The 26,895-nt window shown below is 56.4% G+C and carries 24 protein-coding genes; 7 read left to right on the top strand and 17 right to left on the bottom strand.

The window, feature by feature from the left end; translation table 11 throughout:
- Window positions 1-10: 10 nt before the first annotated feature.
- The 5 genes from adrA to APT89_RS05880 form a co-directional block, all read right to left on the bottom strand.
- On the bottom strand, window positions 11-1,114 hold the full coding sequence (adrA, locus tag APT89_RS05900; protein WP_060571917.1) for a diguanylate cyclase AdrA: 1,104 nt from the start codon (window positions 1,112-1,114) through the stop codon (window positions 11-13).
- 102 nt (window positions 1,115-1,216) lie between these two features.
- The gene (gene psiF / locus APT89_RS05895; protein WP_041911105.1) at window positions 1,217-1,537 is read right to left on the bottom strand and encodes a phosphate starvation-inducible protein PsiF; all 321 of its coding nucleotides are present in this window, start codon (window positions 1,535-1,537) and stop codon (window positions 1,217-1,219) included.
- A gap of 275 nt (window positions 1,538-1,812) precedes the next feature.
- Window positions 1,813-2,073 (bottom strand): anti-adapter protein IraP, encoded by a 261-nt coding sequence (gene iraP / locus APT89_RS05890; RefSeq protein ID WP_028012123.1) that lies wholly within the window; start codon window positions 2,071-2,073, stop codon window positions 1,813-1,815.
- A gap of 210 nt (window positions 2,074-2,283) precedes the next feature.
- A complete protein-coding gene (locus tag APT89_RS05885) occupies window positions 2,284-3,498 on the bottom strand; it encodes a multidrug efflux MFS transporter (protein WP_041911106.1) in 1,215 nt (404 codons plus the stop codon).
- Window positions 3,499-3,666: 168 nt separating this feature from the next.
- Complete coding sequence (locus APT89_RS05880) at window positions 3,667-4,350, bottom strand: extensin-like domain-containing protein (RefSeq protein ID WP_060571916.1); 684 nt, start codon at window positions 4,348-4,350, stop codon at window positions 3,667-3,669.
- Between the two features lie 103 nt (window positions 4,351-4,453).
- On the opposite strand from APT89_RS05880, the gene ddlA reads away from it, so the two are divergent.
- Entirely contained in the window at window positions 4,454-5,554 is a 1,101-nt protein-coding gene (ddlA, locus tag APT89_RS05875) for a D-alanine--D-alanine ligase (RefSeq protein ID WP_060571915.1), read from the top strand.
- Here ddlA and APT89_RS05870 read toward each other — a convergent pair.
- Window positions 5,551-5,781 carry a DUF2754 domain-containing protein gene (locus APT89_RS05870; RefSeq protein ID WP_028012119.1) on the bottom strand — a complete coding sequence of 77 codons (231 nt, stop codon included), beginning with the start codon at window positions 5,779-5,781 and terminating at the stop codon, window positions 5,551-5,553. The genes ddlA and APT89_RS05870 overlap by 4 nt on opposite strands.
- 249 nt (window positions 5,782-6,030) lie before the next feature.
- On the opposite strand from APT89_RS05870, the gene APT89_RS05865 reads away from it, so the two are divergent.
- Window positions 6,031-6,330, top strand: coding sequence for a DUF2755 family protein (locus tag APT89_RS05865; RefSeq protein WP_014882725.1), 300 nt, complete (start codon window positions 6,031-6,033; stop codon window positions 6,328-6,330).
- Here APT89_RS05865 and APT89_RS05860 read toward each other — a convergent pair.
- From APT89_RS05860 to APT89_RS05850, 3 genes are all read right to left on the bottom strand, one after another.
- Window positions 6,327-7,424 (bottom strand): DUF1615 domain-containing protein, encoded by a 1,098-nt coding sequence (locus APT89_RS05860; protein WP_045259878.1) that lies wholly within the window; start codon window positions 7,422-7,424, stop codon window positions 6,327-6,329. The two genes, APT89_RS05865 and APT89_RS05860, sit on opposite strands and share 4 nt — an antisense overlap.
- A 14-nt stretch (window positions 7,425-7,438) precedes the next feature.
- The gene (gene sbmA / locus APT89_RS05855; RefSeq protein ID WP_028012117.1) at window positions 7,439-8,659 is read right to left on the bottom strand and encodes a peptide antibiotic transporter SbmA; all 1,221 of its coding nucleotides are present in this window, start codon (window positions 8,657-8,659) and stop codon (window positions 7,439-7,441) included.
- Between the two features lie 114 nt (window positions 8,660-8,773).
- Entirely contained in the window at window positions 8,774-9,307 is a 534-nt protein-coding gene (locus APT89_RS05850; protein ID WP_045630657.1) for an isochorismatase family protein, read from the bottom strand.
- Between the two features lie 204 nt (window positions 9,308-9,511).
- Here APT89_RS05850 and ampH point away from each other — a divergent pair, with 204 nt between their 5' ends.
- Window positions 9,512-10,672, top strand: coding sequence for a D-alanyl-D-alanine-carboxypeptidase/endopeptidase AmpH (ampH, locus tag APT89_RS05845; RefSeq protein ID WP_041911111.1), 1,161 nt, complete (start codon window positions 9,512-9,514; stop codon window positions 10,670-10,672).
- Window positions 10,673-10,674: 2 nt separating this feature from the next.
- Here the strand turns inward: ampH and APT89_RS05840 are convergent, their stop codons facing one another.
- Entirely contained in the window at window positions 10,675-11,301 is a 627-nt protein-coding gene (locus APT89_RS05840) for a helix-turn-helix domain-containing protein (protein WP_028012114.1), read from the bottom strand.
- A gap of 89 nt (window positions 11,302-11,390) precedes the next feature.
- Window positions 11,391-14,165 (bottom strand): autotransporter outer membrane beta-barrel domain-containing protein, encoded by a 2,775-nt coding sequence (locus APT89_RS05835; RefSeq protein WP_060571914.1) that lies wholly within the window; start codon window positions 14,163-14,165, stop codon window positions 11,391-11,393.
- A 453-nt stretch (window positions 14,166-14,618) separates the two neighbouring features.
- Here APT89_RS05835 and hemB point away from each other — a divergent pair, with 453 nt between their 5' ends.
- Both hemB and APT89_RS05825 read left to right on the top strand, forming a co-directional pair.
- Entirely contained in the window at window positions 14,619-15,593 is a 975-nt protein-coding gene (gene hemB, locus APT89_RS05830) for a porphobilinogen synthase (protein WP_045259875.1), read from the top strand.
- 72 nt (window positions 15,594-15,665) lie between these two features.
- Window positions 15,666-17,366 carry a lysophospholipid acyltransferase family protein gene (locus APT89_RS05825; protein ID WP_060571913.1) on the top strand — a complete coding sequence of 567 codons (1,701 nt, stop codon included), beginning with the start codon at window positions 15,666-15,668 and terminating at the stop codon, window positions 17,364-17,366.
- A 69-nt stretch (window positions 17,367-17,435) separates the two neighbouring features.
- Here the strand turns inward: APT89_RS05825 and tauD are convergent, their stop codons facing one another.
- The 6 genes from tauD to mmuP all read right to left on the bottom strand — a co-directional run bounded on the left by tauD (window position 17,436) and on the right by mmuP (window position 23,339).
- Window positions 17,436-18,284 (bottom strand): taurine dioxygenase, encoded by an 849-nt coding sequence (gene tauD / locus APT89_RS05820; protein WP_028012110.1) that lies wholly within the window; start codon window positions 18,282-18,284, stop codon window positions 17,436-17,438.
- Window positions 18,281-19,108: a taurine ABC transporter permease TauC gene (gene tauC, locus APT89_RS05815; protein WP_048957569.1), complete on the bottom strand. Its 828-nt coding sequence runs from the start codon at window positions 19,106-19,108 to the stop codon at window positions 18,281-18,283. The genes tauD and tauC overlap by 4 nt, the downstream gene beginning before the upstream one ends.
- Window positions 19,105-19,872 (bottom strand): taurine ABC transporter ATP-binding subunit, encoded by a 768-nt coding sequence (gene tauB / locus APT89_RS05810; protein ID WP_048957570.1) that lies wholly within the window; start codon window positions 19,870-19,872, stop codon window positions 19,105-19,107. Before tauB ends, tauC begins: the two co-directional genes overlap by 4 nt.
- A gap of 10 nt (window positions 19,873-19,882) precedes the next feature.
- Window positions 19,883-20,845, bottom strand: coding sequence for a taurine ABC transporter substrate-binding protein (tauA, locus tag APT89_RS05805; RefSeq protein ID WP_060571912.1), 963 nt, complete (start codon window positions 20,843-20,845; stop codon window positions 19,883-19,885).
- Window positions 20,846-21,019: 174 nt separating this feature from the next.
- Complete coding sequence (gene mmuM, locus APT89_RS05800; protein WP_060571911.1) at window positions 21,020-21,952, bottom strand: homocysteine S-methyltransferase; 933 nt, start codon at window positions 21,950-21,952, stop codon at window positions 21,020-21,022.
- Window positions 21,939-23,339, bottom strand: a complete 1,401-nt coding sequence (mmuP, locus tag APT89_RS05795) for an S-methylmethionine permease (RefSeq protein ID WP_041911121.1) — start codon at window positions 23,337-23,339, stop codon at window positions 21,939-21,941. The genes mmuM and mmuP overlap by 14 nt, the downstream gene beginning before the upstream one ends.
- 337 nt (window positions 23,340-23,676) lie before the next feature.
- On the opposite strand from mmuP, the gene APT89_RS05790 reads away from it, so the two are divergent.
- The gene (locus APT89_RS05790; protein WP_028012104.1) at window positions 23,677-24,786 is read left to right on the top strand and encodes an AI-2E family transporter; all 1,110 of its coding nucleotides are present in this window, start codon (window positions 23,677-23,679) and stop codon (window positions 24,784-24,786) included.
- 119 nt (window positions 24,787-24,905) lie between these two features.
- Window positions 24,906-26,690, top strand: a complete 1,785-nt coding sequence (locus APT89_RS05785) for a diguanylate cyclase (RefSeq protein WP_060571910.1) — start codon at window positions 24,906-24,908, stop codon at window positions 26,688-26,690.
- The last annotated feature ends 205 nt before the right edge of the window (window positions 26,691-26,895 follow it).

The following is a 26,895-nucleotide window of genomic DNA, read 5'->3' as shown; positions in this document are numbered from 1 at the left end:
TGGCCGGGCGTCAGGCGGCCACTTCGGTGCGGCCGCGCCCGGCATTTTTCGCCTTATACAGCGCCACATCTGCCGCCTTCAACCATTCCCGATAGTGTACAAACTGCGGCCCCCAGGGGGCCACGCCCACGCTGATGCGCAGAGGCTCCTTCGGCGCGCAGGGTAACGACAGCGTTTCCAGCCGCGCGTGAACCCGCGACATGACGGCGATGGCGCTTTCAGCGGCCGTCTGGGACATAATCACCGCGAACTCATCCCCGCCAAACCGGCCTATCGCATCGCCTGACCGTACCGACATCTGAAGCTGGCGGGTAATGGCCACGATGGCCTTGTCGCCTGCGTCGTGCCCCCAGGTATCGTTGATGTTTTTAAAGTGGTCGATATCAATCAGCAATATCGTGGCGGTGCAGTGGCTCCGGCGACAGCGCTCAAATTCATTGCGCAGCAGCATTTCCCAATGTCGGCGGTTAAAGACCCCGGTCATACCGTCACGGGTGCTCATCATTTCCAGCCGCCGCTTATGTTCCGCCAGCCTGACGGCCATTCGATGGCTAAGCCAGGCAAACAGCATGGGATAAAGCATAAGGACAGGAAGCGTTAAGCCCCACTCCAGCGCCCCCGGATTAAAGGGCACCGCTCTGCCAGCAAGCGGTAACGTAAGCAGCGCTGTAAGCAGGGTGAGCACGATCCCCGCGATAAAAAGACGGTAGCCGCCAGAGCCCATCATGTTCATCCCCACCATCATCACCAGCGCCGCAGTGGGTAATACATACATCCCCATCACGCCGATCCAGACCCCGGCGATAACGGCATCCATCTTGAGGTTAAAAATTTCCTGCTGATGAGGTGAAGCGGCGCGGCAGGATAACTGCCAGGCAAAGTGCGGCCAGATGAATGCCCACCCCACCAGCAACAACCACCAGCCGCCGGGTAAAAAATGGCTGACCAGAATTTCCGCAACCGGAACAAACATCGCCGCCAGCCCGACAACGCGCGCCAGCCGGGCTCGCCTGGCAAACTGGATGCCGGTACGGTGAGGGTCATCCTGAGAAAGGGTTAAACTCCACTCTTCCCGAATGCGCTTTTTGTAGTAATAAATGTCATCATTCATCATTTTTGGGAATATTCTGAAACATTTTCCCAAATTATAGAGAGGGGGGCTGCGGGGAAAGTATGAAATTTCGGGTGAGCCGCCGGAGCCGCTCACCCGTTAGAACTACACTTTTTTCTTCAGGCAGGCACTCATGAACTTGCTGCGATCGTCGCCCTTGAGGGACTGTTCGGTTGCTTTCGCATTACACTCGCGCATTTTTTGCTGCTGCGGCGTCAGGCTTTTTTCGCCGGGTTTCGCGGCGCCGTTTTTCAGGCAGTCGCTCATGTAGGTTTTACGTGCATCCCCCTTCAGACTCTGGGACGTCGCCTGTTGATTACAGGTGGTCATGCGTTGCTGTTGCGGCGTTAATGTTTTTTCTTCCGCGTTCGCCGAGGAGATCAGGAACAGGCCGGAGAGCAGAGTAACCAGTAATGTTGTTTTCATTGCACCATCCTTTTGTGAACATTCCCTGTAAGTCTGGTTCGTGACAGGAAAAAAACCACCCGGCAGATGTGATTTCGGCCGGGAATTTATCATTTCAGTTCCAGCGCGCAGGAATTGACGGTATCAGCATAACTGGCAGGGGTAATTAACAGGGAATGTAACGCGCTAAAAAGCGCGCTCTGTTTCAATTTATTTTCTTCATGTACAAATACAAAAATAAAACAGAGCGACTCCAGGCATCCTGCATGACAATCCTATGACATGTCAGTAACGGCTTAACTGCGCGGATGCCTCAACAGCTTCTTTACGTATTGCTGCAGCAACTCGGCATCCTCTGGCGGAACCTGCGTATCGGGCCGCGCCTTATCCAGCGCTCCTTCAATGCTTTCAATTAACGCCTGCTGATCCGATGTTGCCATCTGCCGCAGCAGCGCGGTGACAACTATTTCCAGCGCTTCGACCTGGGCGACCAGCTCTTTCGACTCCTCTTCCTTTTGTGCAAGCTTAACCAGCAACTCAGCAATGAGATTTTTCATCGTGCTATTTCCTTATGGGATTTCCTCTGAAATTAACACCAGGAATGAAATATGCAAAGCGGAGAAAAGTATTATCTTATGCAAAAGTGACATTGCCGCCAAATTAGCGCAGCGATCTTTTCAGCGAAACGTTTTCCTATAAAAAAACGCCGCATTTTGTTATATAAAAATGCGGCTACCATAAGAATATATAATACATCTGCGAAAAGGTTATTTCGCTGATTTCGCTTCCGCTATTTGTCTGCGGCGACGCAGGGCAATAGCCAGCTGGATAATATTGATTAAAACGACAATCGCCGTCGCGGCAAATACCCAGCGAAAACCCGCCATTGCAGAAACGGACGCACCAATAAGCGGACCGGCGACGTTGCCTAAATACATAAACGACTGGTTATAGCCAAAAATACGCCCCGTGACCTGGTCGCTGGAATATTTGACCAGCAATGTCTGTACGGCGGGCAACATAGCGCCATCCGCAAAGCCGAGTAAAAACCGCAGCACGCCCAGCTGAAGCGGAGAGGTAACAAACGACATGGCGAAAAAGAGCACCACCGCAAAAATCAGCGTCGCCATCAGGATGCGCGCCGTGCCGATCCTGTCGCCCAGTTTTCCCAGACGCGGGGCAGAGATCAGCGCGGAGACGCCCGGCACGGCGGCAATCATGCCGCTGAGAAAGGCGATATTGTTGCTGTCCGGCTCCATCGACTTGATAAACAGCGCCAGAATCGGGCCGACCGAACCGTTGCAGAGCTGGATCACCATGGTGGTGACAAACAGGCTAATCACGAGTCCCGGGTATGGCAGCGAGGCGAAGACGGCCTTGCCGCTCAGGCGCTCAGATTTACTGATAACGGGGCGGCCCCCCTCTTTGATAAGAAAGAGCGTAACCAGAAAGCTGATCACCAGCAGGATTGCGGTGATGATGAATACCGCGCGCAGACCGACATGGTCAGCCAAAAAGCCTCCCAGCAGCGGGCCGCCGATAACGCCGCTGATCTGGGCGGTGGAGAGCGTACTCAGCGCCCAGCCGCTGCGCTCGCGCGGCACCTGAGAGGCAACCAGCGCCATGGCGTTGGGAATATACCCGGACGTCAGCCCCATCACCGCCCGCAGGAAAAACAGCTGCCAGACGTTGGTGGCGAAGGCCTGGAGCAGAATAGCAATCGCCATCCCGAGGGAGGCGCGCAGCAGCATCAGCTTGCGCCCTTTCCGATCCGCCAGGCTGCCCCACATCGGTGACACAATGGCGGAGACCAGAAACGTGACGCTGAACGTCAGCCCGGACCACATGGACAGCGCTTCGTGGGAGCTGACCCCCAGCTGTGACACGTACAGCGGCAGGAACGGCAGGATCTGGCTGATGGCAAGCCCGGTGAAGAAGCAGCCGAACCAGACCGAGATGAGATTAACTTTCCAGGATTCCATACAGAAATAGTCTTCATTTTTAGGCGAATTCGACGTCAGATTAGCAAGTTACGCGCCTTAACGTCGCACCAGAGATGCGGCCTCGCTGACTTTGGTGTTTTATCTTCCCAGTCATCATATTTGTGAAATAAGTCACAATTCATCCATTTTCTGGCGGAAGATTATGCTTCAGCGGCAGAGACCAAAGCCGCGCATTCCCATATGAAAATGGCTGGCGTGCGCCGCGTTATATTCCGGCCCAAGACCGTTTCCGTAGTAACCGCAGCTTGCCGCCAGCAGGGCCTTCAGCCAGGGCTGCGTTTTTGCCGATTTCCAGCCGTTAAGTACCGTAACGCGCTCTCCGTTCGCCAGCCGAAAAGCGGCGATATCCAGCGCCTCTGCCGTGGCGTGCTCGCTGCGCCGCGCATCGGGCCGGTGGTAGATATTGCGGCAGGCAAAGCTGCCGAGGTGCTCAATGCGCCTCAGTTCACTGCCGGTAAAGCGTTTAGTCAGGGGCCGGGCCTGCTGGCTGACAAACAGGGCTGAGCTGAGCGCCAGCGGACAGCTGGCAAGAAAACTGCCGTTCAGGCTCACCGGGCCAAAGTCACGCACGCGCACGACGTTGTTCAGCGGGCATTCCCCGCCGCTGTCAGCGACCGCCTGGGTGCGGATCAGTTTTTTTTGATTAGCCTGCGCTAACAGGCTCGCGCAGGCTTCGGGCGTTAAGTGCCGCAGCTTATACTGGGTAATGCGGCCAGGCGGGTCGTCCAGGTTCAGCGGCGTGAAAGGGTTGTAGTAAGACGGCAGCCAGCGATAGCCCGCCGTTGCGATTGCCCCAAGGATGAAAATGGTCAGCAGCGTTTTTCCTTTCACTCTCCCCCCTCACTGTTCCCCAAAACATTATGGCAGAAGGCCGCGAAACCCGCAGGGCATCGTGGTATGTTATTGGCTTTTCGTCAGACTGGAAGAGAGTGAGATGGCAAAGCAGCGCGTAGGTATTGTCTTTGGGGGAAAATCAGCGGAGCACGAGGTTTCATTGCAATCGGCTAAAAATATCGTCGATGCGATCGATAAAAGCCGTTTCGACGTGGTGCTGTTGGGCATTGATAAACAGGGCCAGTGGCATATTAACGATGCCAGCCAGTATCTGCTGAATGCCCACGATCCGGCCCACATCGCCCTTAATCCTTCGGAAATTAGCGTCGCCACCGTACCCGGCGTCGTGAAGGGTCAGCTCATCGACGCAGGCAACGCGCAGGCTCTCGCCCAGATCGACGTGGTCTTCCCCATCGTGCACGGCACCCTCGGCGAAGACGGTTCCCTGCAGGGAATGTTACGCATGGCCAACCTGCCGTTCGTGGGCTCGGATGTGCTGGGCTCCGCCGCCTGCATGGACAAAGACGTCACCAAACGCCTGCTGCGCGATGCCGGGCTGAATATCGCGCCGTTCGTGACGCTCACCCGCGCCAACCGCGACAAGCACAGCTTCGCGCAAATTAGCGCTGAACTGGGTCTGCCGCTGTTTGTGAAGCCAGCCAACCAGGGCTCCTCCGTGGGCGTCAGCAAAGTCACCACCGAAACAGAGTTCACGCAAGCCGTCCGTCTGGCATTCGAGTTCGACCATAAAGTGGTGGTTGAGCAGGGGATCAAAGGCCGCGAAATTGAGTGCGCGGTGCTGGGCAACGATTTCCCACAGGCCAGCACCTGCGGTGAAGTGGTATTAAACAGCGACTTCTACTCGTACGACACCAAATACATTGATGATAAAGGCGCCCAGGTTGTTGTTCCTGCGGATATCGATCCGGCCATTAACGATAAGATCCGGGCGATCGCCATTCAGGCCTATCAGACGCTCGGCTGCAGCGGCATGGCGCGCGTGGATGTGTTCCTGACGCCGGAGAACGAGGTGGTGATCAATGAAATCAACACGCTGCCGGGTTTCACCAATATCAGCATGTATCCTAAACTGTGGCAGGCCAGCGGGCTTGGCTACTCTGAGCTGATCACCCGCCTGATCGAGCTTGCGCTGGAGCGTCATGCCGCCGACAGCGCCCTGAAAAGTTCCGTTAACGGCTAATCGGCACCCTTAGCCGTCTCCTCCGCTGTCGTCTCTTCCGGACGGCGGCGGATTATCAGCCCTGCCAGCCAGAAACTGATTACCCAGGTCACCAGGCCCACGGCATAGGTTTGCCAGCCTTTCGCTTCAAATCCCAACAGCCCCACGACGCCGTTAAGAATAAAGATCAGCCCGATAGCAAAGGCGTAGTAGTGCCAGTCACGGCGAAGTTTGGACGTGAGCTTCATAACAACTCCGGCAGGAAAAAAAGACATCCTCTCACAGTTTCACCGCCAGGTCTGTGGCAGATGCGGAAATTCTGAAATGCGGTGCAGTTTCATTTAAGTTAACAAATTGTGACATGCTGCAGAAATCAACAATCCAGGAGAAATCCTGAGCGAAAATTACCACGATTCTGATATTGACAAATGCGATGACCTGTCAAACTCACCCCGTAAGACGCGTATTAAAACAGAGTGATATTTCGGGAGGTCAACATGGCTGACTTTACATTGTCGAAACCGATTTTTGGCGGCAAACCAAAAACCTCCACGGCGGGTAATATCGCGTATGCCCTGTTTGTCCTGTTCTGCTTCTGGGCTGGCTCCCAGCTGCTTAATATGCTGGTGCACGCGCCGGGCGTTTATGAACACCTGATGCAGGTGCAGGATAATGGACGCCCGCGGGTTGAAATCGGGTTTGGCGTGAGCACGCTGTTTGGCCTCGTTCCCTTCCTCGCGGGGTGTATGATTTTAGGCGTTGTCGCGCTCGTCCTGCGCTTTCGTCGTCGCCATTAAAGCCCCATACAGCGAGCCCGGCGATCGTCCACGCGTTTTGCGAACCATGCGGTGGTCAGGTTACGCGTGATCTTCGGGCTTTCCAGCTGAATCCCCGGCAGAATTGCCCTCGGCAACGTTTTCCCACTCTTCTTATCGGCAAGCGCAAACACTTTCTTGTAGAGATCCGTTTTCTCAAATGCCAGGCTGTCGCCTTTCTCAAGCTGACGGCGAATATCGCTGTTGCTCATATCAAGCGTTGTCGATAATTTCCGGATCGCCCGCTCGGTGCTTCCCGCCTCGCTGCTGCCGTAGGCGATAAGATCGCCGTCCAGCGCCAGCTTAACGCCGCTTGCGCGGCTAACCGCGCTCTGAAACGCCGCGTTACGGCTGGCATACCAGCCCGCGTTAAAGTCTGCAAAGCGGTACAAGGGCTCGCTGTAGTTCGCCGGATAGTTCAGCAGATGATACGTGCCGAACCATAGCCCGCCGCGCAGGGAGAAGACCTCCTGACGCACCGTACCGTCAATTTCCCACGGATAGCCGTCGGTATGCTTCTCGGCAAACGCAATGCTCACCTGCATCGGGCCGCCGGTGTGAACCGGGTTCAGTGAGCCAAACAGTTTCTGCCCCATCGGCACCATGTTAATGAAATCATCAAAGATGGCGCTGAGCTGTTTTTCGGTTTTCACCGTGTCCAGCCGCTCGCTGTAGCTTTTGCCGTTTGGCGAAGTGATTTTCAGCGCGGTATGCACGAGGAATACCGGGATATGCATCGATTCCGCGCGGCGGTCGATCTCTTTCCAGGCAATTTTGTTGAGACCCGGCACCACCGGGTCTGACTGGTACATCGACTCCTGCTGCGCCACCGCCAGCACCGAGCAGATATTCTCCTCGGTTGGGGCAATCTTCTGGCTTTCAAAGGTTTTTGCCAGCGCATCCGCCCACGCATTGCGATCCTTCACGCTGGCGGGCATTTTTTGCCGCACAACGCTTGCGACATCCACGGGCTTCTCGCCCTTTTTAAGCGGAGCAGCCCCTTTTTCGGCACAGCCCGCCAGAACGAGGGCAGCCAGCAAGGACAGCGGTAACGCACGCGGTACGGCAAAAGACATAGCAACTCCCTGTATTAGCTAAATGTGTTGGTGACTTCCTGCAGATCCCGATCGTCCAGCTCATGTTCAAAGCTGCGCAGACGTTTGTAGATGGACATCAGCTCCACCAGCGTGGTCCAGGAGTTGATCAGATACTGGAACGAGTTTCTGACCTGATCGAACACGTTGGTAATCTGGGTCAGTAAGCCCAGCGTGATTGTTCCCGCAACAATAGACGGGAACAACAGGAATAGTCCAAAAACAGTATCGACCTGCAGATAGAAAATACGGGCAATATTGAAATACATGTAGTGGAAATAGAGCCGGAAATAGTTGAAACGGACGTTGCGGAACAGCTCTTTTATCGTCGGGGGCGCAGCGCGCGTTGGGTCGTCCTCTCCGTAGACCAGCTCCTTACGATAGGCCGCTTCAACACGCTGATTCTTAAACTCTAAGCCCGGCAGCTTAATCCCGACGACGGCAAGCAGGCCAGTGCCCATAAGCGACCAAATCAGCGCCGGGATGAGCAGGCCGTACGGTAAATGTCCGACAATCGGCAATGCTGAAATATGCGGAGAAAGCGCGACCAGAATCGGTAAGAACGCAAACAGTTTCAGGATGGCATTAAGCAGGCTGACGCCCATATCCTCAAGCGTTGACGCAAAACGCATGGTGTCTTCCTGAACACGCTGAGCAGCACCTTCAATATGGCGCAGACGCTCCCAGTGGGTCATGTAGAATTCGTTCATCGCCGTACGCCAGCGGAAGACGTAATGGCTGACGAAGAAATTATTCAGCACCGCCACGGTGACAGCGATCATCGCAATGCCCATAAAAATTTTTAACTGATTATAAAGCTCGCCAATTGGCACCCTGTTAGGGGCGCTCAGCGCTTTCTGGATGAGATCGTAGAACGGGGCATACCACGCGTTAATGGCTACGCTCACTTCGACCAGAAACCAGGTGACAAAAATAATCAGCGACGTTCCGAGAATGGACCACGTCTGCCAGCGATGAGGGGAATAATTAAACCAGAACAGCGCAAACAGCCCGACGCACAGCGCGTAATAGGCATAAAACAGCAGATAGCTGAACGACCAGAAGCGCGCCGCGCTAATCGGCACCTCGCCTGTCGCCCCCACGATGCGCGTCAGCCATGCACCGCCGCCCGCCAGCCAGAACACGACTGCGATCAGTGCCCAAATAAATGCCGACAGGAAAAAAGGCCCCGGCTTTGGGAAAAAAGATTTAAACATGATACTTCCTTCTTGTTGTTATGGTTGTTGCTGTGCTCAACACATTACCACACGAATACCTTGCCCGAGCCGGACCCCGGCTCGGGCAAAAAGGTCAGACCCGTGGGTTGATTATTAGTTCGCTTTCCAGTTTTCGAGAATTGTTTCGGTGCGTTTCACCGCGACAGGGTTCGCTGGCGCAATGAAGTTTCGCCAGACGTCGTTGTGGTGGTGAATCAGGATCTGTGCTTCGGCAGCCGGGCGGTTGGCGGTGGTGTGGGCATCTTCCGCCACGGTAATGTGGTAACCCCGGCTGACACCATTCTTGACCGTGGCGTCAACGCAGTAATCGGTGGCGCAGCCGCAGATGACAAACTCGCGAATGCCCTGCTCGCGTAACAGCGCCTCAAGCCCGGTGTTATAGAAGGCATCGCAGGCAGTTTTGGTCACGTACAGCGCGCCAGCAGGTTGATGGAGTTCAGGCAGCAACGCAAACCCGTCACTTCCCTCTTCCAGCCCCCCGGCCTCGGCATGCTGAATAAAAACCACCGTGTCGGCAGCCTGCGTAAGCTGGTTGATCAGAGAGACACACGTCTCGCGCTGATGACGCGGGGTTTCAAACACCCCGTTCTGCATATCAACCACCATTACCACACGCTTTTCAGACATACCGTTCTCCGCAAGATTGAGTAACACTGGTGCCTATCATAAGCCCGATGTCACAAAATGGGAGAGCGCTCGCAGGGAAATTCTTCATATTTACCCATGGTTACGTTTTTCTCGCTATGGTTATGCTATTCGGGGCATTGCACGGTGCCGATTAGTAGTATAAATACCCATTACTTTCCTCATTCACTTCATGGATGCTTTTCGTTGAAACGTTGTCTGCTCTCTTTTGCCGCGCTGTGTGCGGTGAGCTTCTCCACCGCCCAGGCAGCCCAGCCGCTGACGGCGCCCGTTTTGGCTTCCGATATTGCCGATCGCTACGCGAACCTTATCTATTACGGCAGCGGCGCGACCGGGATGGCAATGGTGGTCATCGACGGCAACCAGCGCGTTTTCCGCAGCTTTGGTGAAACGCGTCCAGGTAATAACGTTCGCCCGCAGCTGGATTCCGTTGTGCGCGTCGCGTCCTTAACCAAGCTGATGACCAGCGAAATGCTGGTGAAGCTGCTCGACCAGGGCGTGGTAAAGCTCGACGATCCGCTCAGCAAATACGCCCCGCCGGGTGCCCGCGTGCCGACGTATCAGGGCACGCCAATTCGCCTGGTGAACCTCGCGACGCACACCAGCGCTCTGCCGCGCGAGCAGCCGGGCGGCGCGGCGCACCGCGACGTTTTTGTCTGGCCAACGCGCCAACAGCGCTGGAACTACCTGAGCACCGCCACGCTGAAATCCGCCCCGGGCTCGCAGGCCTCTTACTCGAACCTGGCGTTCGATCTGCTGGCGGATGCGCTTTCAACGGCGGCGGGCAAACCTTACCCGCAGCTGTTTGAAGAGCAGATCACGCGTCCACTGGGCATGAAAGACACCACCTTTACCCCTTCCCCGGACCAGTGCAAACGCCTGATGGTGGCAGAGAAAGGCGCAAGCCCCTGTAACAACACGCTGGCGGCCGTGGGCAGCGGCGGGGTCTATTCCACCCCTGGCGACATGATGCGCTGGATGCAGCAGTTCCTTTCTTCGGATTTTTACTCCCGCAGCAGCCAGGCCGATCGTATGCAGACCCTTATCTATCAGCGTACTCAGCTGCATCGCGTCATCGGGATGGACGTGCCGGGTAAAGCCGATGCGCTCGGCCTGGGCTGGGTCTATATGGCGCCGAAAAATGGCCGTCCGGGCATCATTCAGAAAACCGGCGGCGGTGGTGGATTCATTACCTACATGGCAATGATTCCGCAGTCCAACGTGGGCGCGTTTGTGGTAGTCACCCGTTCTCCGAACACGCGCTTCGTTAATATGAGTGACGGCATCAATAACCTGGTGGCCGAACTGAGCGCCAATAAAGCCCAGGTGCTTACTGCGTCTAACTGATCTTAATATTCCGTGGGCAAGCGGTTGATGCTGACCAGCTTGCCCCGGCTCATATTGATGTAGTTCCCCTGACGCAGCGCAGCCAGGACTTCTGCAACGACCGAACGTGAAATACGTGTGCTACGCTGAATATGATTCATAACGCCAATTTTTGAGCGCAGCGAGTCATCCCACTCGGCCATATTGATCAACATCGCCCGGATCTGACTATAAGAGTTATTTCCCACCAGCTGCAGGTCACGCTTGCCCAGAATATGGTTAATCCATGACACCCAGCAGAAAGCATCCTGCCAGAGATGATTTTGCTGAATAAGTTGACGCGTGGCAGAGACCGGTAAATAAAATCCAGAACAGGTTGTGTGTGTCATCATGGAATATTCCAGATAACTATCATTTATCCATGCATTCAAACCATAGATAAAAGGTGCCTGCGCAATGCCCATCAGAAGTTCATCAGATTTACGATGGATAGCAGTAAGACCAGACTGTATTACAAAAGTAAATGGCTCATCATCATTATTGCCGGTTGTTATTAATTGCTGTGGTTCGATCTTAAAGGGGGTACCGGCGACTTCCAGACATTTTGCGAGCCGGCTTAATTCAGAAAGTGGTTTCGCATTAACGTTCATGCATACCTCAAAGCATCTGTATCTGTCGGTTCTTTATTATTTTTAAACCATATAAAAAAGCGGGGGAAAATATCCCCCGCGCTTTCTATTTACCAGGTATATTTCACACCCAGGTTTGCTCCCCAGTTCTGGTCAACGTCGCCGCCGCCCAGATAAGTCGCATCGGTGTAAGCACTGAAGTTTTTGGTGAAGCTGAACTGGGTGCCCAGCCCAACGCGAACCGCAGAGCCTTCGACGCCGTTATCAATGCTGTCAGAGTTGATATCAGCATTATTGTCAGCATCGTCATAGACGTAAGCCAGCTTGAAGTACGGGGTCAGCGCCTGTTCGCCGCCGTAGTTGAAGGTATAACCCGCATCCAGGCCAAGTTCATAACGCATGCTGTCGTAAGACTGACCGTCGATACGCATGTCGTTGCTCAGCTGGTAGTCGTCGCCTGACTGGAACAGGCCAGATACCGACGCGTAAGGAGTGATGTAGCCTGACAGGTTTGGTTTCCAGTCATAGCCCAGCTTCATCCCGAAGCCAACAGCGTCAGAGGTGGTGTCACCGTCAACATACTGACCGTTGCTCATGGTTGCAGAGAGGTCATTGTTAAAGCGGGTGTAGTTCAGTGAGCTGTCGAGGAAGACGTTGTTCGCAAACGTCGCAGACGCGTAGATCATCGCAGTCTGGCTGTCCTGATCGACCTGACCCGTACGATCGCTGATATCGCCTTTCGCAAAACCAGCTGCACCACCGACGATCCACTTCGCATTATTACCGTCAATCTGCGTGTCCAGACCGACCATAATGCCGCTTACGTCCTGATCGTAGCTGACGGTGCCGTTATCCGCGTCAAAATTGCCGCCGAAATAGCTCACCCACGCTCCGCCGTTGTCTGCCAGGCCATGACGGCTGTTGGTCAGACGCGTACCCACGGTATCCTGCTGGAGATTCCAGATATTGGTGTTGGCAGAAGGAATGCTCAGCGCCATGTTGGCGTAGTCAGTCAGCTCTTTCTGCTGGAGAACAACGGTGTCACCCTCCTGCTGCGCCTGATAGGTGTAAGCACCTAAATCAGCTTTGTTTGCAGCAGTAAAGCTGGCTGCGGTATCTGCGTTATTGTCGTAGACGCGAATGATCTCTTTGTTTTTGTAGTCGGCAACTGAACCAGCGCCGGTTGCATCGTCGATGCGCACCTTGTAGTTACCGGCAACGTCACCGTTCACCGCCAGATGGCCGTCGGAGTTCAGCGCGACAACACCGTAGTCATACTCCGCGTTGTAGCGATCGTTAGTGATATAGCGTGCGTTGTTCAGATCACTGTTCAGCACATAATCGCGGCTGGCAACGTTGAGCACGCCGCCATCGGTCAGTACCATATTGTGCGTATCAACCTGACCCAGACCCAGCGCCAGCTCGGCACCGTTGTCTACGGTAATGGTGTTAGCATACAGCTCTGCTGTCTCTTCAGTCAGTGCCGCACGGCTATAGCTGTCCAGATACAGGCTGTCGGTTGCCACGGCTCCGCTGTCGCCAATATTCATGGTTGAAGCATTGGTCAGGGTGATTGAATCCGCCAGCAGGCCGGAGTTTTCAACATTGACCTGAGACTGGTTGTTCACCGTCAGCGCATCAATGTTGGAGACCTTGCGGGTATCCCACTCGGAACCGTTATCCAGCGCCACATTGAACAGGCCGCTTTGGTACACCTCTTCACCGGCAACGTGACCGTTGCTGTCGAAGGTAGAATCAGGCCAGATGCTGTTCGGGGACAGAGCGTGCCAGTCAACGTTGCTGTAGCCCTGGCCATACATCTGCGCAGTGCCGATAGCTTCAACGCTGGACTGCGCTGCACCGACCCACTTGCTGCCGTTGGTCAGCGTAACATCCAGTGTATCGGTACCGTCCCAGCCGTTGGTGGTTGGGTTATAGACACCATCTTCAGTGGTATCCGTTGCCGGATCGCCATTCTCGTAGAAGTTGTTATCAAAGGTGCTGGAGAAAAGAATGTCACCCGTTACGGTAGAGTGATCGAAGGTAGCGGTGGTCTGCATGGCGTTATCAGACGCGCCGGCCGCAACGATCAGCGCCGCATCATCCGCAGCCGAGGCGTTGGTTTCACCGTAGTCGCTCGGCTTCGCCGTTTGACCGTAGAACCCGTTGGTGCCCAGATCGCTGTACGCACCAGAGGTCAGCACGGAGTCTTTCACCACCAGCGTATCGGTAAAGACATTGCTGCTGTTAGCAACGCCTTCAACGCCGTCGTATGGTGTGTTATCCAGTTCCTGATAACCCTGCGTCAGCGTGATACCCGCGACGTGGGAGTTGTTCTGAATAACGATATCAGATTCAACGTCCAGGGTAATTGCGTTACCCAGACCATAGGTGTCCAGATAATGCGTTTCAGTATTCTCGCCATTGACGACATCATACGCGTAATGCTCGTAGGCATCGTTGATGGTGGAGTTATCAACGGTCAGGCTAAATCGATCGTACTGGGTATGACTGGTGCCGTCAGTATCCACGCCATCTGCACACGTCGTGGTCATACACTCTGACGTGATCATGCCGTTAATGGTGCTGTTAGAAATACTCAACGCGTTTGCACGACCATTGACCCCATCATCCAGATAGTAAGTCGAAATAACACCGTTTACGGTTGATTTATTGATGACCGGATAAATGTCACCATCATGGGTGGCATCCGAGTAATCCCAATCTGCGTAGCCATAATACCACGGCGTAGATGCGGTATTATCATATCCAAAAGTATTATATGTCGTACCGGAAATATCTTTCGCATTAGCCTGAGAAGCGATAGCCAGCGTACAAGCTAATGCAAGTTGAGATACAACCAGTTTCTTTTTCCATGTTTGCATTGGGTCATCCCTCCTCAGGGACGTAAGCATGTTTGTCCGTAAATCAATTAGCAATGTTTAATTGCGGAGGGAATTATGCAGTTTCATTTCGAAAAGGTTCAATGAATGTTTCCAGTAAGTCCGCATTCAGACAAAAAACAGACTCATACCACAAAGCATAGGGCGTCATAAAATAAATATTATAAAAACAAAATGTTAATGCACGGGCAAAGCAATCAGGGAAATATCATAAAAAATAATAAATCATTTTTAATGATACATTCATTTCTATATAGAAATAACACAAATATCTCATTCTTCTCTCAGCGTTATACTGACCTGCATTATATATTATTGTTAACTGGCAAACTCATCTGCTGCATTTCGCAAAAGCAAAATGCCCACTTTAGTAAAACACCCGTCGCCACTTTGAGGTACACTAGCCCTCTTTGTTCCACAAACATCAGGCATACCATGACCGATTTAATTGCACGTCCCCGCCGCCTGCGTAAGTCACCCGCACTGCGCGCCATGTTTGAAGAGACAACACTGAGCTTAAACGATCTGGTGTTGCCGATTTTTGTTGAAGAAGAGATTGATGACTACAAAGCCATCGAAGCCATGCCGGGCGTGATGCGCATTCCTGAAAAATACCTGGCGCGTGAGATCGAACGCATTGCCAACGCGGGGATCCGCTCGGTGATGACCTTCGGCATCTCCCACCATACCGACGCCACCGGCAGCGATGCGTGGAAAGAAGATGGCCTCGTGGCCCGCATGTCCCGCATCTGCAAAGATACCGTGCCAGAAATGGTGGTCATGTCCGACACCTGCTTTTGCGAATACACCTCCCACGGGCACTGCGGCGTGCTGTGCGATCACGGCGTGGACAACGATGCCACCCTGCTGAACCTCGGCAAGCAGGCGGTCGTGGCTGCCGCTGCGGGTGCGGACTTCATCGCGCCGTCTGCGGCGATGGACGGACAGGTTCAGGCTATCCGTCAGGCGCTGGATGCGGCAGGCTTTACCGACACCGCCATCATGTCCTACTCCACCAAGTTTGCCTCCTCCTTCTACGGTCCGTTCCGTGAAGCAGCGGGTACGGCGCTGAAGGGCGATCGTAAGACCTACCAGATGAACCCGCTGAACCGCCGGGAAGCGATTCGTGAATCCCTGCTTGATGAAGCCCAGGGCGCAGACTGCCTGATGGTGAAACCTGCTGGCGCCTATCTCGATATTCTGCGCGACATCCGCGAGCGCACCGAACTGCCGCTGGGGGCATACCAGGTGAGCGGTGAATACGCGATGATCAAATTCGCCGCGCTGGCCGGTGCCATCGACGAAGAGAAAGTGATCCTCGAAAGCCTGGGCGCGATCAAACGCGCGGGCGCGGATCTGATCTTCAGCTACTTCGCGCTGGATCTGGCCGAGAAAAAAATCCTCCGCTAATCTTCACCAAACTGCAATACAACCGACATCTGCTCCTTCTACTGTCTTCGCAAGACGGCAGGAGGAGTAATCATGTTTAGCCTCGATAGCGTTCTCGACGATCTTTGGCCTCAGGCGAGGCCTGCACCCTGGCAAAAAAGTCTGTTAAAAAGGCTGTTTTACGAAGAAGAATTCCAGCAGTTTGCCGCCGCTCACCGCCACCTGAAAGGACTGGATATGGTGGAGCAAGTTCTGGAGCACCTTGATATTCTCTGCACCGTTTCCGCCCGCGATCTCGAACAAATCCCCGAACATGGCCCACTGGTTATTATTGCCAACCACCCGACAGGCACGCTGGACGGGTTGGCGCTGATGTACGCCGTCTCCCGCGTGCGGCGCGACGTTAAAGTCGTGACCAACCGGATGCTGACCCACCTTGAGCCTCTCAGTTCGCTGTTTATTCCGGTGGACAATATGGGCGGCAGGACGGCGAAATCGTCTCTGGTTCAGATGGAGCAGCATCTGCAAAACGCGGGCGTGCTGATCTTCTTCCCGGCGGGTGAAGTTTCACGCCCCACGCGCAAAGGCATTCGCGATAAAAAATGGCACTCCGGCTTTATCAAACTCGCCAGCAAGCTGCGCGCCCCGCTGCTGCCGGTGCATATTCAGGCGCATAACAGCCTGCTCTTTTATGCCAGCACGCTGGTGTCGCCGACCTTGTCGATGCTGCTGCTAATGCAACAGATGTTCCGCCGCCGCCACAGCCAGCTGCCGATTAAAATCGGCCAGCAAATCGCCTGGCATCACTGGCATAGCGCCACTCTTTCGTCACGTGAGATGGCCGAGCAGTGCCGTCAGCACGTGATGCGTCTTGGCAAGGGATTGCCTGGCGTCTTCAAAACCCAGTGCGCCATTGCTCGGCCGGAAGACCGGGCCACCCTGAAACGCGAGCTGGCGCAGGCGGAGTGTCTGGGTAAAACCAGCGACGGTAAAACCATCTACCTGTGGCAGCGCAACGGGCAGGAAGAGGCGCCTCTTCTGCGCGAACTGGGCCGCCTGCGCGAGATTGCGTTTCGCGCGGTGGAGGAAGGGAGCGGTAAACGCCGGGACACCGACAGCTACGATGACGATTATCTGCACCTGATCCTCTGGGATGAAGAGGATCTGGAGATCGTCGGCGCGTATCGCTTTATGCCGACGGCCATGCAGATCGAAAAGCGCGGCGTTGAAGGTCTGTACAGCTACAGCCTGTTCCACTACGACGACAAAATGCAGGACGTGCTTGAGCACGGCATTGAGCTCGGGCGCAGCTTTATTCAGCCGCGCTACTGGGGGCGTCGCGGTCTGGACTATTTATGGTCCGGCATCGGGGCTTACCTGGCGCGTTACCCACATTATCGCTACCTGTTTGGCCCCGTCTCCATCTCCGGCGGCTTACCGCCTGCGGCACGGGATCTGCTGGTCGCCTTTTACCGCCTGTGGTTCCCGGCGACGCATCCGCTAGCCGCGTCACGTCAGCCGTATCCGGCGTCGTTACCGGACGTGCTGGCACAGTTTGGCGGCGTGGATTACGGGGACGATTTGACGAAGCTGAAATCCCTGCTCGGCAATCTGGGCTGCGGCATACCGCCGCTGTATAAACAGTATTCCGAGCTATGCGAGCCCGGCGGCGTGCAGTTTATTGATTTTGGCAGCGACCCGGCGTTCAACAATTGCGTAGACGGTCTGGTGCTGGTGGATTTGTGCTACCTGAAGGCGAACCGCTATCAGCGGTATATTGAGGCGCACCTTTAATTGGCCGGCAATTGTGCACCGTTTTCGCCGGGTAGCGCTGCGCTTACCCGGCCTACGGGTACTACAGGATCAGGGGCGGTAAAACGGCTTATCGCCCAAAATCGTCGCCCGCTGCATAATCCGGCGCTGCGGCAGATAGTCCGCGTTGGCGTAGTGCTGCGTCACGCGGTTATCCCAGATCGCCAGGTCGTTCTCCTGCCAGCGCCAGCGCACCTGAAACTCCGGTTTAGTGATATGTGCGAACAGGAAACCTAACAGCGCGTCGCTCTCTTTTTCCGTCACGTCCACAATGCGCGTCGTGAATCCTTCGTTCACGAACAGCGCCTGCTTGCCCGTGACCGGATGGGTGCGCACCACCGGGTGCAGCAGCGGCGGATGCTTCGCCACCGCTTCCAGCCAGCGCTGATGCTCCTCTTCGCTTTTACGGTACTTATATTCCGGGAACGATTTTTTGAAGTCGTGCTCCGCCCGCAGGCCGCTCAGCAGCGTCCGGAACGGCGCAGAGAGCGCCTCAAACGCCGCAATCCCGCTCACCCACAGCGTATCGCCGCCGGTCTCTGGCAGTAATTTTGCTGCCAGAATCGCCCCGGCGGGCGGCGTCTCGATAAAGGTGACGTCCGTGTGCCAGTTGTCGTTGTCAGGCGGGTTATCGTTGTGGGTATCCAGAACGATAATCTCCTCCACCCCTTCCGCATGCGGATAGACCGGGTGAATATGCAGGTCGCCAAAACGCAACGCCAGCGCGCGCTGCTGCTGCGGGGTGATCGCCTGCTCGCGCAGGAACACCACCTGATGGCGCAGCACCGCGTGGTACAGCTGCTCAAACTGGTTATCGCTCAGCGGGCGGGACACATCCAGGCCCGACACCTGCGCGCCAATATACGGCCCCAGCGGGGTGATGGTCAGTCGTTCACTCATTGTATTTCTCCATGCCAGGGCGTCAGGCGGCGCTGTAGCGCGCGCAGCCCCAGTTCTAATCCGAAGGCGATCGCGGCAATCACCGCGATCCCTGCCAGCACCACGTCAGTCGCCAGGAACTCTCCCGCCGACTGAACCATAAACCCTAATCCTCGCGTGGCGGCGATCAGCTCTGCCGCCACCAGCGTGGACCAGCCCACGCCGAGGCCGATGCGCAGCCCGGTTAAAATCTCCGGCAGCGCGCCGGGTAGAATGACGAACAGCAGCACTTGCGTACGGCTGGCCCCCAGCGACTGCGCCGCACGAATGCGCACCTGCTGGGCACTCTTCACGCCCGCCAGCGCCGACATGGCAACCGGCGCGAAAATCGCCAGATAAATCAGCAGAATTTTCGACGTTTCGCCGATACCGAACCAGATCACCATCAGCGGCAAATAGGCCAGCGGAGGCACCGGGCGGTAAAGCTCAATCAGCGGGTCAAGGATGCCGCGCACCGTCGGGCTTAGGCCCATCGCGATCCCGACCGGGATACCGATAACCACCGCCGCCAGCAGCGCCACCAGAATGCGCGTCAGGCTTGCGCCGAGATGCTGCCAGAGCGTAGCGTCCATAAAGCCCTGCGGCCCGGCGATGGAGATGAGTTTCGCCAGCACCTGTCCCGGCGGCGGCAGAAACAGCGGGCTGACCCACTGCTGGGCCGCAACCGCCCACCACGCAGCCAGCAGCACCAGCAGCGTACCGACGCTCAGCGTAATTTGACGTGAGAAAGGCCAGCGCAGCGCCGGACGCGTGCGGCGCGTTTTTTCACTAAAGACGATGCTCATGAGAAGGCCTCCCGCTGTTCGAACACGCGGCTTAAGACGTATTCACGCTGCTCAATAAACCGCGGATCGGATTTGATGCTGCGCACGGGTTCTCCCGCGACGTAGCGGCGTGCGAAATCCAGCGGCAGCCGCTCCAGCACGCGCCCCGGCCCCGGCGAGAGCAGCACCAGCTCGGTCGCCATAAACACCGCCTCTTCGATATCGTGAGTAATTAACAGCACCTGCTTGCCCGTCTCATGCCACAGGCGCAGCAGCAGGGTTTGCATCTGCTCGCGGGTAAAGGCGTCCAGCGCCCCGAACGGCTCGTCCAGCAGCAACAGCTGCGGATTCGCTGCCAGCGCGCGGGCAATCCCGACACGCTGTCGCTGGCCGCCGGAAAGCTGCCAGATAAAGCGTTTTTCCGCCCCTTCCAGCCCCACTTTTTTCAGCATCGCCCGCGCGGTTGCCAGCCGCTGTTCACGGTTCACACCCGCAAGCTGTAGCCCAAACGCTACGTTCTCCTGCACGTTGCGCCACGGAAGCAATCCTTCGTTCTGAAAGACCACGCCGCGCTCGGCGCCAGGGCCATCCACCTTTTTGCCTTCCAGCTGAATGGTGCCGTGCTGATACGGTACAAACCCGGCGATCAGATTCAGCAGCGTGGTTTTTCCGCAGCCGGACGGGCCGAGCACCACCAGTAGTTCACCGCTGCCCAGCGTCAGGTTGATGTCCTCCAGCGCGGGTTTACCACCGTAATCGGCATACAGGTTCGTAATGTTCAGCATGGCGGACTCCTTATTTCACAAAGCGGTCGGTGACGTACTGACTGTAATCCGCCGCGACCGCAGGCACTTTGCCCTGCTCTTTCAGGAAGGTTGCGGTATCTACAATCGCTTTGCTCACCGGCCCGTTTAGCTGCTGCACCTGCTGCGCGGGGGTCAGATAGGTATTGCCCTTCACCAGCCCCGGCACGTCCGCTTCCGGCACGCCGCTCAGGCGGGAGAGTTTTTTCAGATTGGCGGGCTGCTTCAGCCACTCATCCGGGTTGCTGATGTACGGCTGCTGGGCGTCAATCGCGCTTTTCGCGAAGGCTTTGACTACCTCAGGATGTTTCTCGGCGAAGTCTTTACGCACCACCCACACGTCGAGGGTTGGCGCGCCCCACTGGCCCACTTTTTCGGAGTCGGTCAGCACGGTGCCGTCTTTTTCCAGCTCGTTTACTGCCGGTGCCCACACGTAGGCCCCGTCAATATCCCCGCGCTGCCAGGCGGCGATAATCGCCGGCGGCTGAAGATTGATGATTTGCACCTGCCCCGGCTTGATGCCCCAGTGTTTGAGCGCCGCCAGCAGGCTGTAGTGGGTGGTGGAGATAAACGGCACGGCGATGCGTTTGCCGATCAGGTCTTCCGGTTTGGTGATGTTTTTCTTCACCACCAGCGCTTCGGAATTACCAAGCTGCGAGGCGAGGAGGAACACCTCAATCGGTACCTGCTGGCTGGCCGCGACCGCCAGCGGGCTGGAGCCGATATTGCCAATCTGCACGTCGCCGGAAGCTAACGCACGCACGACGGACGCACCGCTGTCGAACTTGCGCCAGTCGACTTTCGCGCCGCTCTCCTTCGCAAAGGTATTGTCCGCCTGCGCAACCTTCGCCGGCTCAGCCGAGGTTTGATACGCGACGGTAACGTCCACCGCCTGCGCCTGAAATGCCCACAGCGCCAGCGCGCCGAGAAGTGTGATTCGCGATGAAATTGCCATAGTGCCTGCTCCCCTGTTGTTATGAGGGCAGTATTTCCGGCGCGGGAATTTTGATAAAGGAATAAAAAAGAATCGCTAATGACGATTCGTTTTTAGAAAAAAAGCGGGAAAGGATAGTTGATTTTGTGCGGTTGGTTTGTGCCGGGTGGCGCTTGCGCCTTACCCGGCACAAACTCAGCGCTGCGCGTTCAGCTCTGCAATATCCTTCGGCGTGGTGCGACAGCATCCGCCGATTAACTTCGCTCCCGCAGCCAGCCACTGCGGCAGATACCCCGCCAGCGTCTCGCACGCTTCGCCGTGGTGGTGCCAGGTTTTGGTTACCGCATCATAATGCTCGCCTGAGTTCGGGTAGACCACCAGCGGCAGCGGCGTCAGGCTTTGCAACTGCTTCAGCGCCGCCGTGGTGTTTTCCAGCGCGATACAGTTGATGCCCAGCGCGACGACCTGCGGATAGTCCTCCAGAGAAGAAACCACCTCCCGCAGCGGCGTACCGTCGCTCAGGTGCTCGCTGTCGCGCAGGGTGAAGGAGAACCACGCCCGCGCGCGGGGATACGCCGTCAGCAACGCGGCCAGCGCCTTTATTTCCGTGAACGACGGCAGCGTTTCGCAGGCCAGCAGGTCTGCACCCGCGTCCAGCAGCGCTTCCACGCGTGGGCGATGGAATTCTGTGAATTCTTCTGCACTGCGCACGTAGTCGCCGCGATACTCTGAGCCATCCGCCAGATACGCGCCGTACGGCCCAACGGAGCCCGCTACCAGCAGCGTACCCGCGTGCGGGTTTTCGGCCAGGTACGCTTCGCGCGCCTTACGCGCCAGCTCCACGCTTTTGCCAATCAGCACGCGGGACTGCGCCTCATCCAGACCGCGTGCCGCAAAGCCCGCAGGCGTGGCCTGGTAGCTGGCGGTGATCGCCACCTGCGCGCCCGCGCGGTAGTAATCAAGATGCACTTCACGGATAAGATCCGGGTTTTCCACCAGCACTTTGGCCGACCAGAGGCTGTCAGCAAGGTTACAGCCGCGCGCTTCCAGCTCCGTTGCCATTGCGCCATCCAGCACTACAAACGGCTGTTTTTCAAGGATGGCGGTAAGCGGATTATTCTGCGACATGTTCAGGCTCCTGCGATGTCATATTTCGGGTCAGGTAGTAGGCACCATAACACAGGGCGACGAACGGAAGCCCGCAATAAAGGGCAATGCGCTGGCTGGGGTCAAACCACAGGCCGACGCAGGCCACCACGCAGAGGATAAAACCGAGCACCGGCACCAGCGGATACCACGGCGCACGGTACTGCAGCGCAGAGAGCGGTTGGCCGGACTGCAGATGACGGCGACGGAAAACGAAGTGCGACGCGCAGATGCTGATCCACACCGCCACCACCGCAAAGCCAGAAATGGCCGAGAGTGCAACAAACACCGTGTCCGGGGCCACCACGCTTGAGAACAGCGCCAGCACGCCGCCGAGCATGGAAACCGAGAGCGCCGTCAGCGGCACGCCGTTTTTGTTCACGCGGGCAAAGCAGCGCGGGAGCGTTTTCTCATTCGAGAGCGACCACAGCATGCGCCCGGAGGCGTACAGCCCGGAGTTCGCCGCCGAGAGGATCGCCGTCAGGATCACGAAGTTAAAAATATCCGCCGCGTAGGGAATACCGACCTTTTCAAACACCAGCACGAACGGGCTTTTTTCCACGCCCGCCTGCTGCATCGGGATCAGCGCCGCCAGCACAAACACGGTGCCGATAAAGAAGATGATCAGCCGCGCGATGGTGGTGCGGATCGCAACCGGAATGACCTTGTGCGGATTTTCCGTTTCACCCGCCGCGATGCCGATAAGCTCGGTCCCGGAGAAGGCAAAATTCACCGCCACCATGGTCATCAGGATCGGCAGGCCGCCGTGCGGGAACCAGCCCTCGGCGGTGAGGTTGCTTAAGCCAGGCGCGGGTGAACCGTCCTGCATCGGGATGAAACCAAAGACCGCCGCCCCGCCGAGGATGATAAAGGCGATGATGGTGATGACCTTCACCAGCGAGAACCAAAATTCCCCTTCGGCAAAGAAGCGCGTGGAGATGACGTTAAGGCCGAAAATCACTACGCAAAAGACCACGCACCACGCCCAGACGGGCACCTGCGGGAACCAGTACTGCATGCAGAACCCGGCGGCGGTAAAGCTCGAACCGAGCGCCACCGTCCAGGTGAGCCAGTAGAGCCACGCCACGGTATAGCCCGTCGCCGGGCCGAGATAGCGGGCGGCATAGACGTGGAACGCGCCGGTTTCCGGCATCGCCACGGAGAGCTCGCCCAGACACTGCATCACCAGCCAGACCACCAGCGCGCCGATCAGGTACGCCAGCAGCGTGCCCGCCGCACCGGTGGTGGAAATGATGTATCCGGTATTGAAGAATAACCCTGTCCCAATCACGCCGCCCAGCGAGAGCATAATCAGGTGGCGTGTTTTCATGGTGCGCTTAAGCTGTCCATTTTCTTGTTGTGTTTGCATATTACCTTCTATACGTATGGACATCTAAACATCCAAAGAAGGTGTTATACCGCGATTGTTAATAAAAAGCTAGATGACCAGACGTAAACGGGCACGCCGCGCGCTGAGTCTGGGGTGGGTTGTGAGGATCACATAAAGAATGGGACGCCAGGCCATAAGCACCTCCGCAAGCAGATACTAACAGCATGGTGCGGGAGCGTGCGATCTTCGGTCAGTCGAAAGTGCTATCCGTGAAGCGCAAATTCATACTGCGATATTGCTGAACTGACCGCCGGGTTGGTAATTCTCGCAATCGGTTCTATAGTCGTCACAGTTTCTTAGTAACCAGGACTGACTGATGCGCTTTAACGGACTGACCAAAGGTTTCTTTATTTTCATTCTCGCCCTTGTGACCTGGGCCTTCTTCGACGTGCTGTCGCCCTACTTCTCCGCGATACTGTGGGCCGCTATTCTGACCGTCATTTTCAACCCGGTAAAAAACAAATTGCGCGCCGCGCTGGGGGATCGCAACGGGCTGGCCTCGCTGCTGACGATTGGCATTATCTGCCTGATCGTCTTTATCCCGCTGATGGTGATCCTCTCCTCGCTCGCCATTGAGTTGAACGTGGTTTACACGAAGCTTCAGGAGAACAACACCCAATTCCCGGAGGTAGTGGCGAGCATCTTCAACCACTTGCCGGACTGGGCCAGCGGCTTCCTGGCGGATCACAACCTGACCAACGCGGCGCAGATCCAGAAAAAACTCTCCGACGTTGCGCTGCAGGGCGGGCAGTATCTGGCAGGCAGCGCGTTCCTGATCGGCAAAGGCACGTTTGGCTTTGCGATTAGCTTCGGCATCATGCTTTATCTGTTGTTCTTCCTGCTGAAGGATGGACCGTATCTGGTACGCCAGATCCTCGACTCACTGCCGCTGTCTGATTTTGTTAAACAGCACCTGTTCGCCAAGTTCGTCGGCGTCTCCCGGGCGACGGTGAAAGGGACGGCAGTGGTGGCCGTCGTTCAGGGCACGCTCGGCGGGATCGCGTTTGCCATCGTGGGCATCGACGGCAGCGTGCTCTGGGGCGCGCTGATGGCGTTCCTCTCGCTGGTCCCCGCCGTCGGCTCGGCGATTGTCTGGGTGCCAGCCGCCATTTACCTGTTCGCCACGCACCAGCTCTGGCAGGGGCTGTTTATTGTTGGCTTCTTCGTGATTATTGTCGGGCTGGTGGACAATATCCTGCGCCCGCTGCTGGTGGGGAAAGACACCAAAATGCCGGACTACCTGATTCTGATCTCCACCCTCGGCGGCATGGAGCTGTACGGCATTAACGGCTTTGTGATTGGGCCGCTCATCGCCGCGCTGTTTATCGCCTGCTGGAACCTCTTCTCCGGCCGCGATCACGCGGGCAATGCCGAAGAGCTGGACGCCGAGTTCATCGAAGAGGGAAAAAACTCTCCAGATTTGTAGGGACGTGACGATAACGACCACATCAGGCGGCGCTGTGCCGCCTTTTTTTTCGCCTTAAATCATACGTTTTCTATAATTTGAAGAACGCCATCCTCTTTATGCGGTAAAAGGATCTCCAGGTGCGAATCGCGACAATAACCAACTGGGCCTACGGTGCCACGGTCTGCCTGACTATCGCCTCCGGCATTATCATGCTGATGGCCTCCGGTGCTGACAACGCCGAACGTCAGGCCATTGAACAACGCCAGCGTTTTGATGAGCTTACAGAAAATATTGAAACCGACGCCTGGATACAGTCCGATTTAGCGCGCCTGTATGTCATCAAAAAAAATCCGCAAATCCTGGATGAGTACAATGCGTCAGAGAAAAAACTGAAGAGCATCGAGCTGAAGCTGGACAAACTGCAGGACACCGGCGCTTCAGATGACGAGCTGGCCCTGCTGCATGATGGTTTAAAAATCATTGATGCACTGCAGGATGAGCAGCAGGCGGCACTGACGAGCGTGGCCCGGGGTGAAGATGCGCAGGCCGTTGCCCTGCTCTATGGCATGCCCTACGAGCAGGAGCTTGAGCGCGCACAAACCCAAATCGATCGCTTTCGCCAGATACTCGACAAACGTGTCATTGCCTCCGTGCGGGAGGCGACGAAAAAATCGAAAGCGCTGCGTACGGCTTCTGAAGTGATGGTTGGCCTGACCGCCCTGCTGTTCTTGTTTGTGCTCGGCTTTATATTAAAACGCCGCGTGCTGCGCCCGGTGGTACGCCTGAGCGACGTGGTTCACCGTCTGGCCTCTCAGGACTTCGCGGTTGAAACGCCCAACTTTAACCAGATTGATGAGATTGGCGATATGGCCCAGGCCATCCGCATCTTTCGTGAAAACGGCCTTGCGCGCCAGCGTCTGGAAAAAGAGCGCGACGCCGACTGGGCCATCCGCGAGCTGCTGGCGCGCATGACCCAGCGGCTGCAGGGGTGTGAAAACTTTGACGATGTGATCAACGTGGCGGAGCTGTTTGCGCCCAATATCGCGCCGGGGATAGCGGGCCGGCTCTACGTTTTTGACCGCGATCCGTGGCAAATGCGCTGCGTCGCCCAGTGGCTTTCACCGGCAGATGATGAGGCCACGTTCCACCCCGATGCGTGCTGGGCCGTGCGTCGCGGTCAGAGCCACCCGCCGGTTAACGGTGAACCGGATGTCGCCTGCTATCATCTCCCGGAATCACAGGCGGAAAGCGCGCTGTGCGTACCGCTTATCGCCCAGGGCGAGGCCATTGGGTTGCTCTCGTTCCAGAACATCACCCCGGAAAATGCTCCCGCACGCGCGTATCTGGAACTGATGGCCGAGGCGCTCGGACTGGCGCTGGCGAATCAGCGCCTGCGCGACGCGCTGCTGGAAAAAGCCTTGTTTGACCCGCTTACTGGCCTGCGTAATCGTCATCATCTGGAAGACACCCTGCACACGCAAATGACGCAGGCCATGCGCAACGGCGAGCCGTTAAGCTGCATGATGATCGACATCGATCACTTTAAAAGCATTAACGACCGCTTTGGTCACGAGGCTGGCGATCAGGTAATCAAAAACGTGGCGACGATTGTTCAGCGGGCCGCGCACGACGGCGGGCTGGCATTCCGCTACGGGGGCGAGGAGTTTCTGGTTCTGCTTCCCGGGGCCGGTGAAGCAGAAGCGCACGCCTGCGCGCAGAAGATTTACAACGGCGTGCATGCGCTATCGCTTCGCTACGGGCTGACCGAGATTGGGCCGGTGGATGTGTCAATTGGTATCGCCAGCTATCCAGAGCATGCTCAAAGTGACAACCTGCTGCGTGCCGCGGACGTGGCACTGTACCGGGCGAAAGAGCTGGGACGCTCGCGAATTGTGAGTTTTGGGATGCTGGAGGCGGGCTAGACCGCCCGCCGGGTGGCGAACGCGAAAATATCTGGCATCAAAAATTATAAACTTTTCGTGATATTCTTTTTTAATAAAGTTTACCTTATATACTCTTTTCAGAGCGTAAAACGCACGTTATAAAAATAGTGGCTTTTCAGTCTATTATTCTTTAGCGCGTCTATAATCGCCTCATCATAAAAATATCCTCTGGCATATTACCGCG

The sequence above is a fragment of the Enterobacter sp. 50588862 genome (assembly GCF_001462935.1).
In the GTDB taxonomy this organism is placed as follows: domain Bacteria; phylum Pseudomonadota; class Gammaproteobacteria; order Enterobacterales; family Enterobacteriaceae; genus Enterobacter; species Enterobacter bugandensis.
Note: the sequence above shows the minus strand (reverse complement) of the source record. Positions and strands in the feature narration are given on the sequence as shown.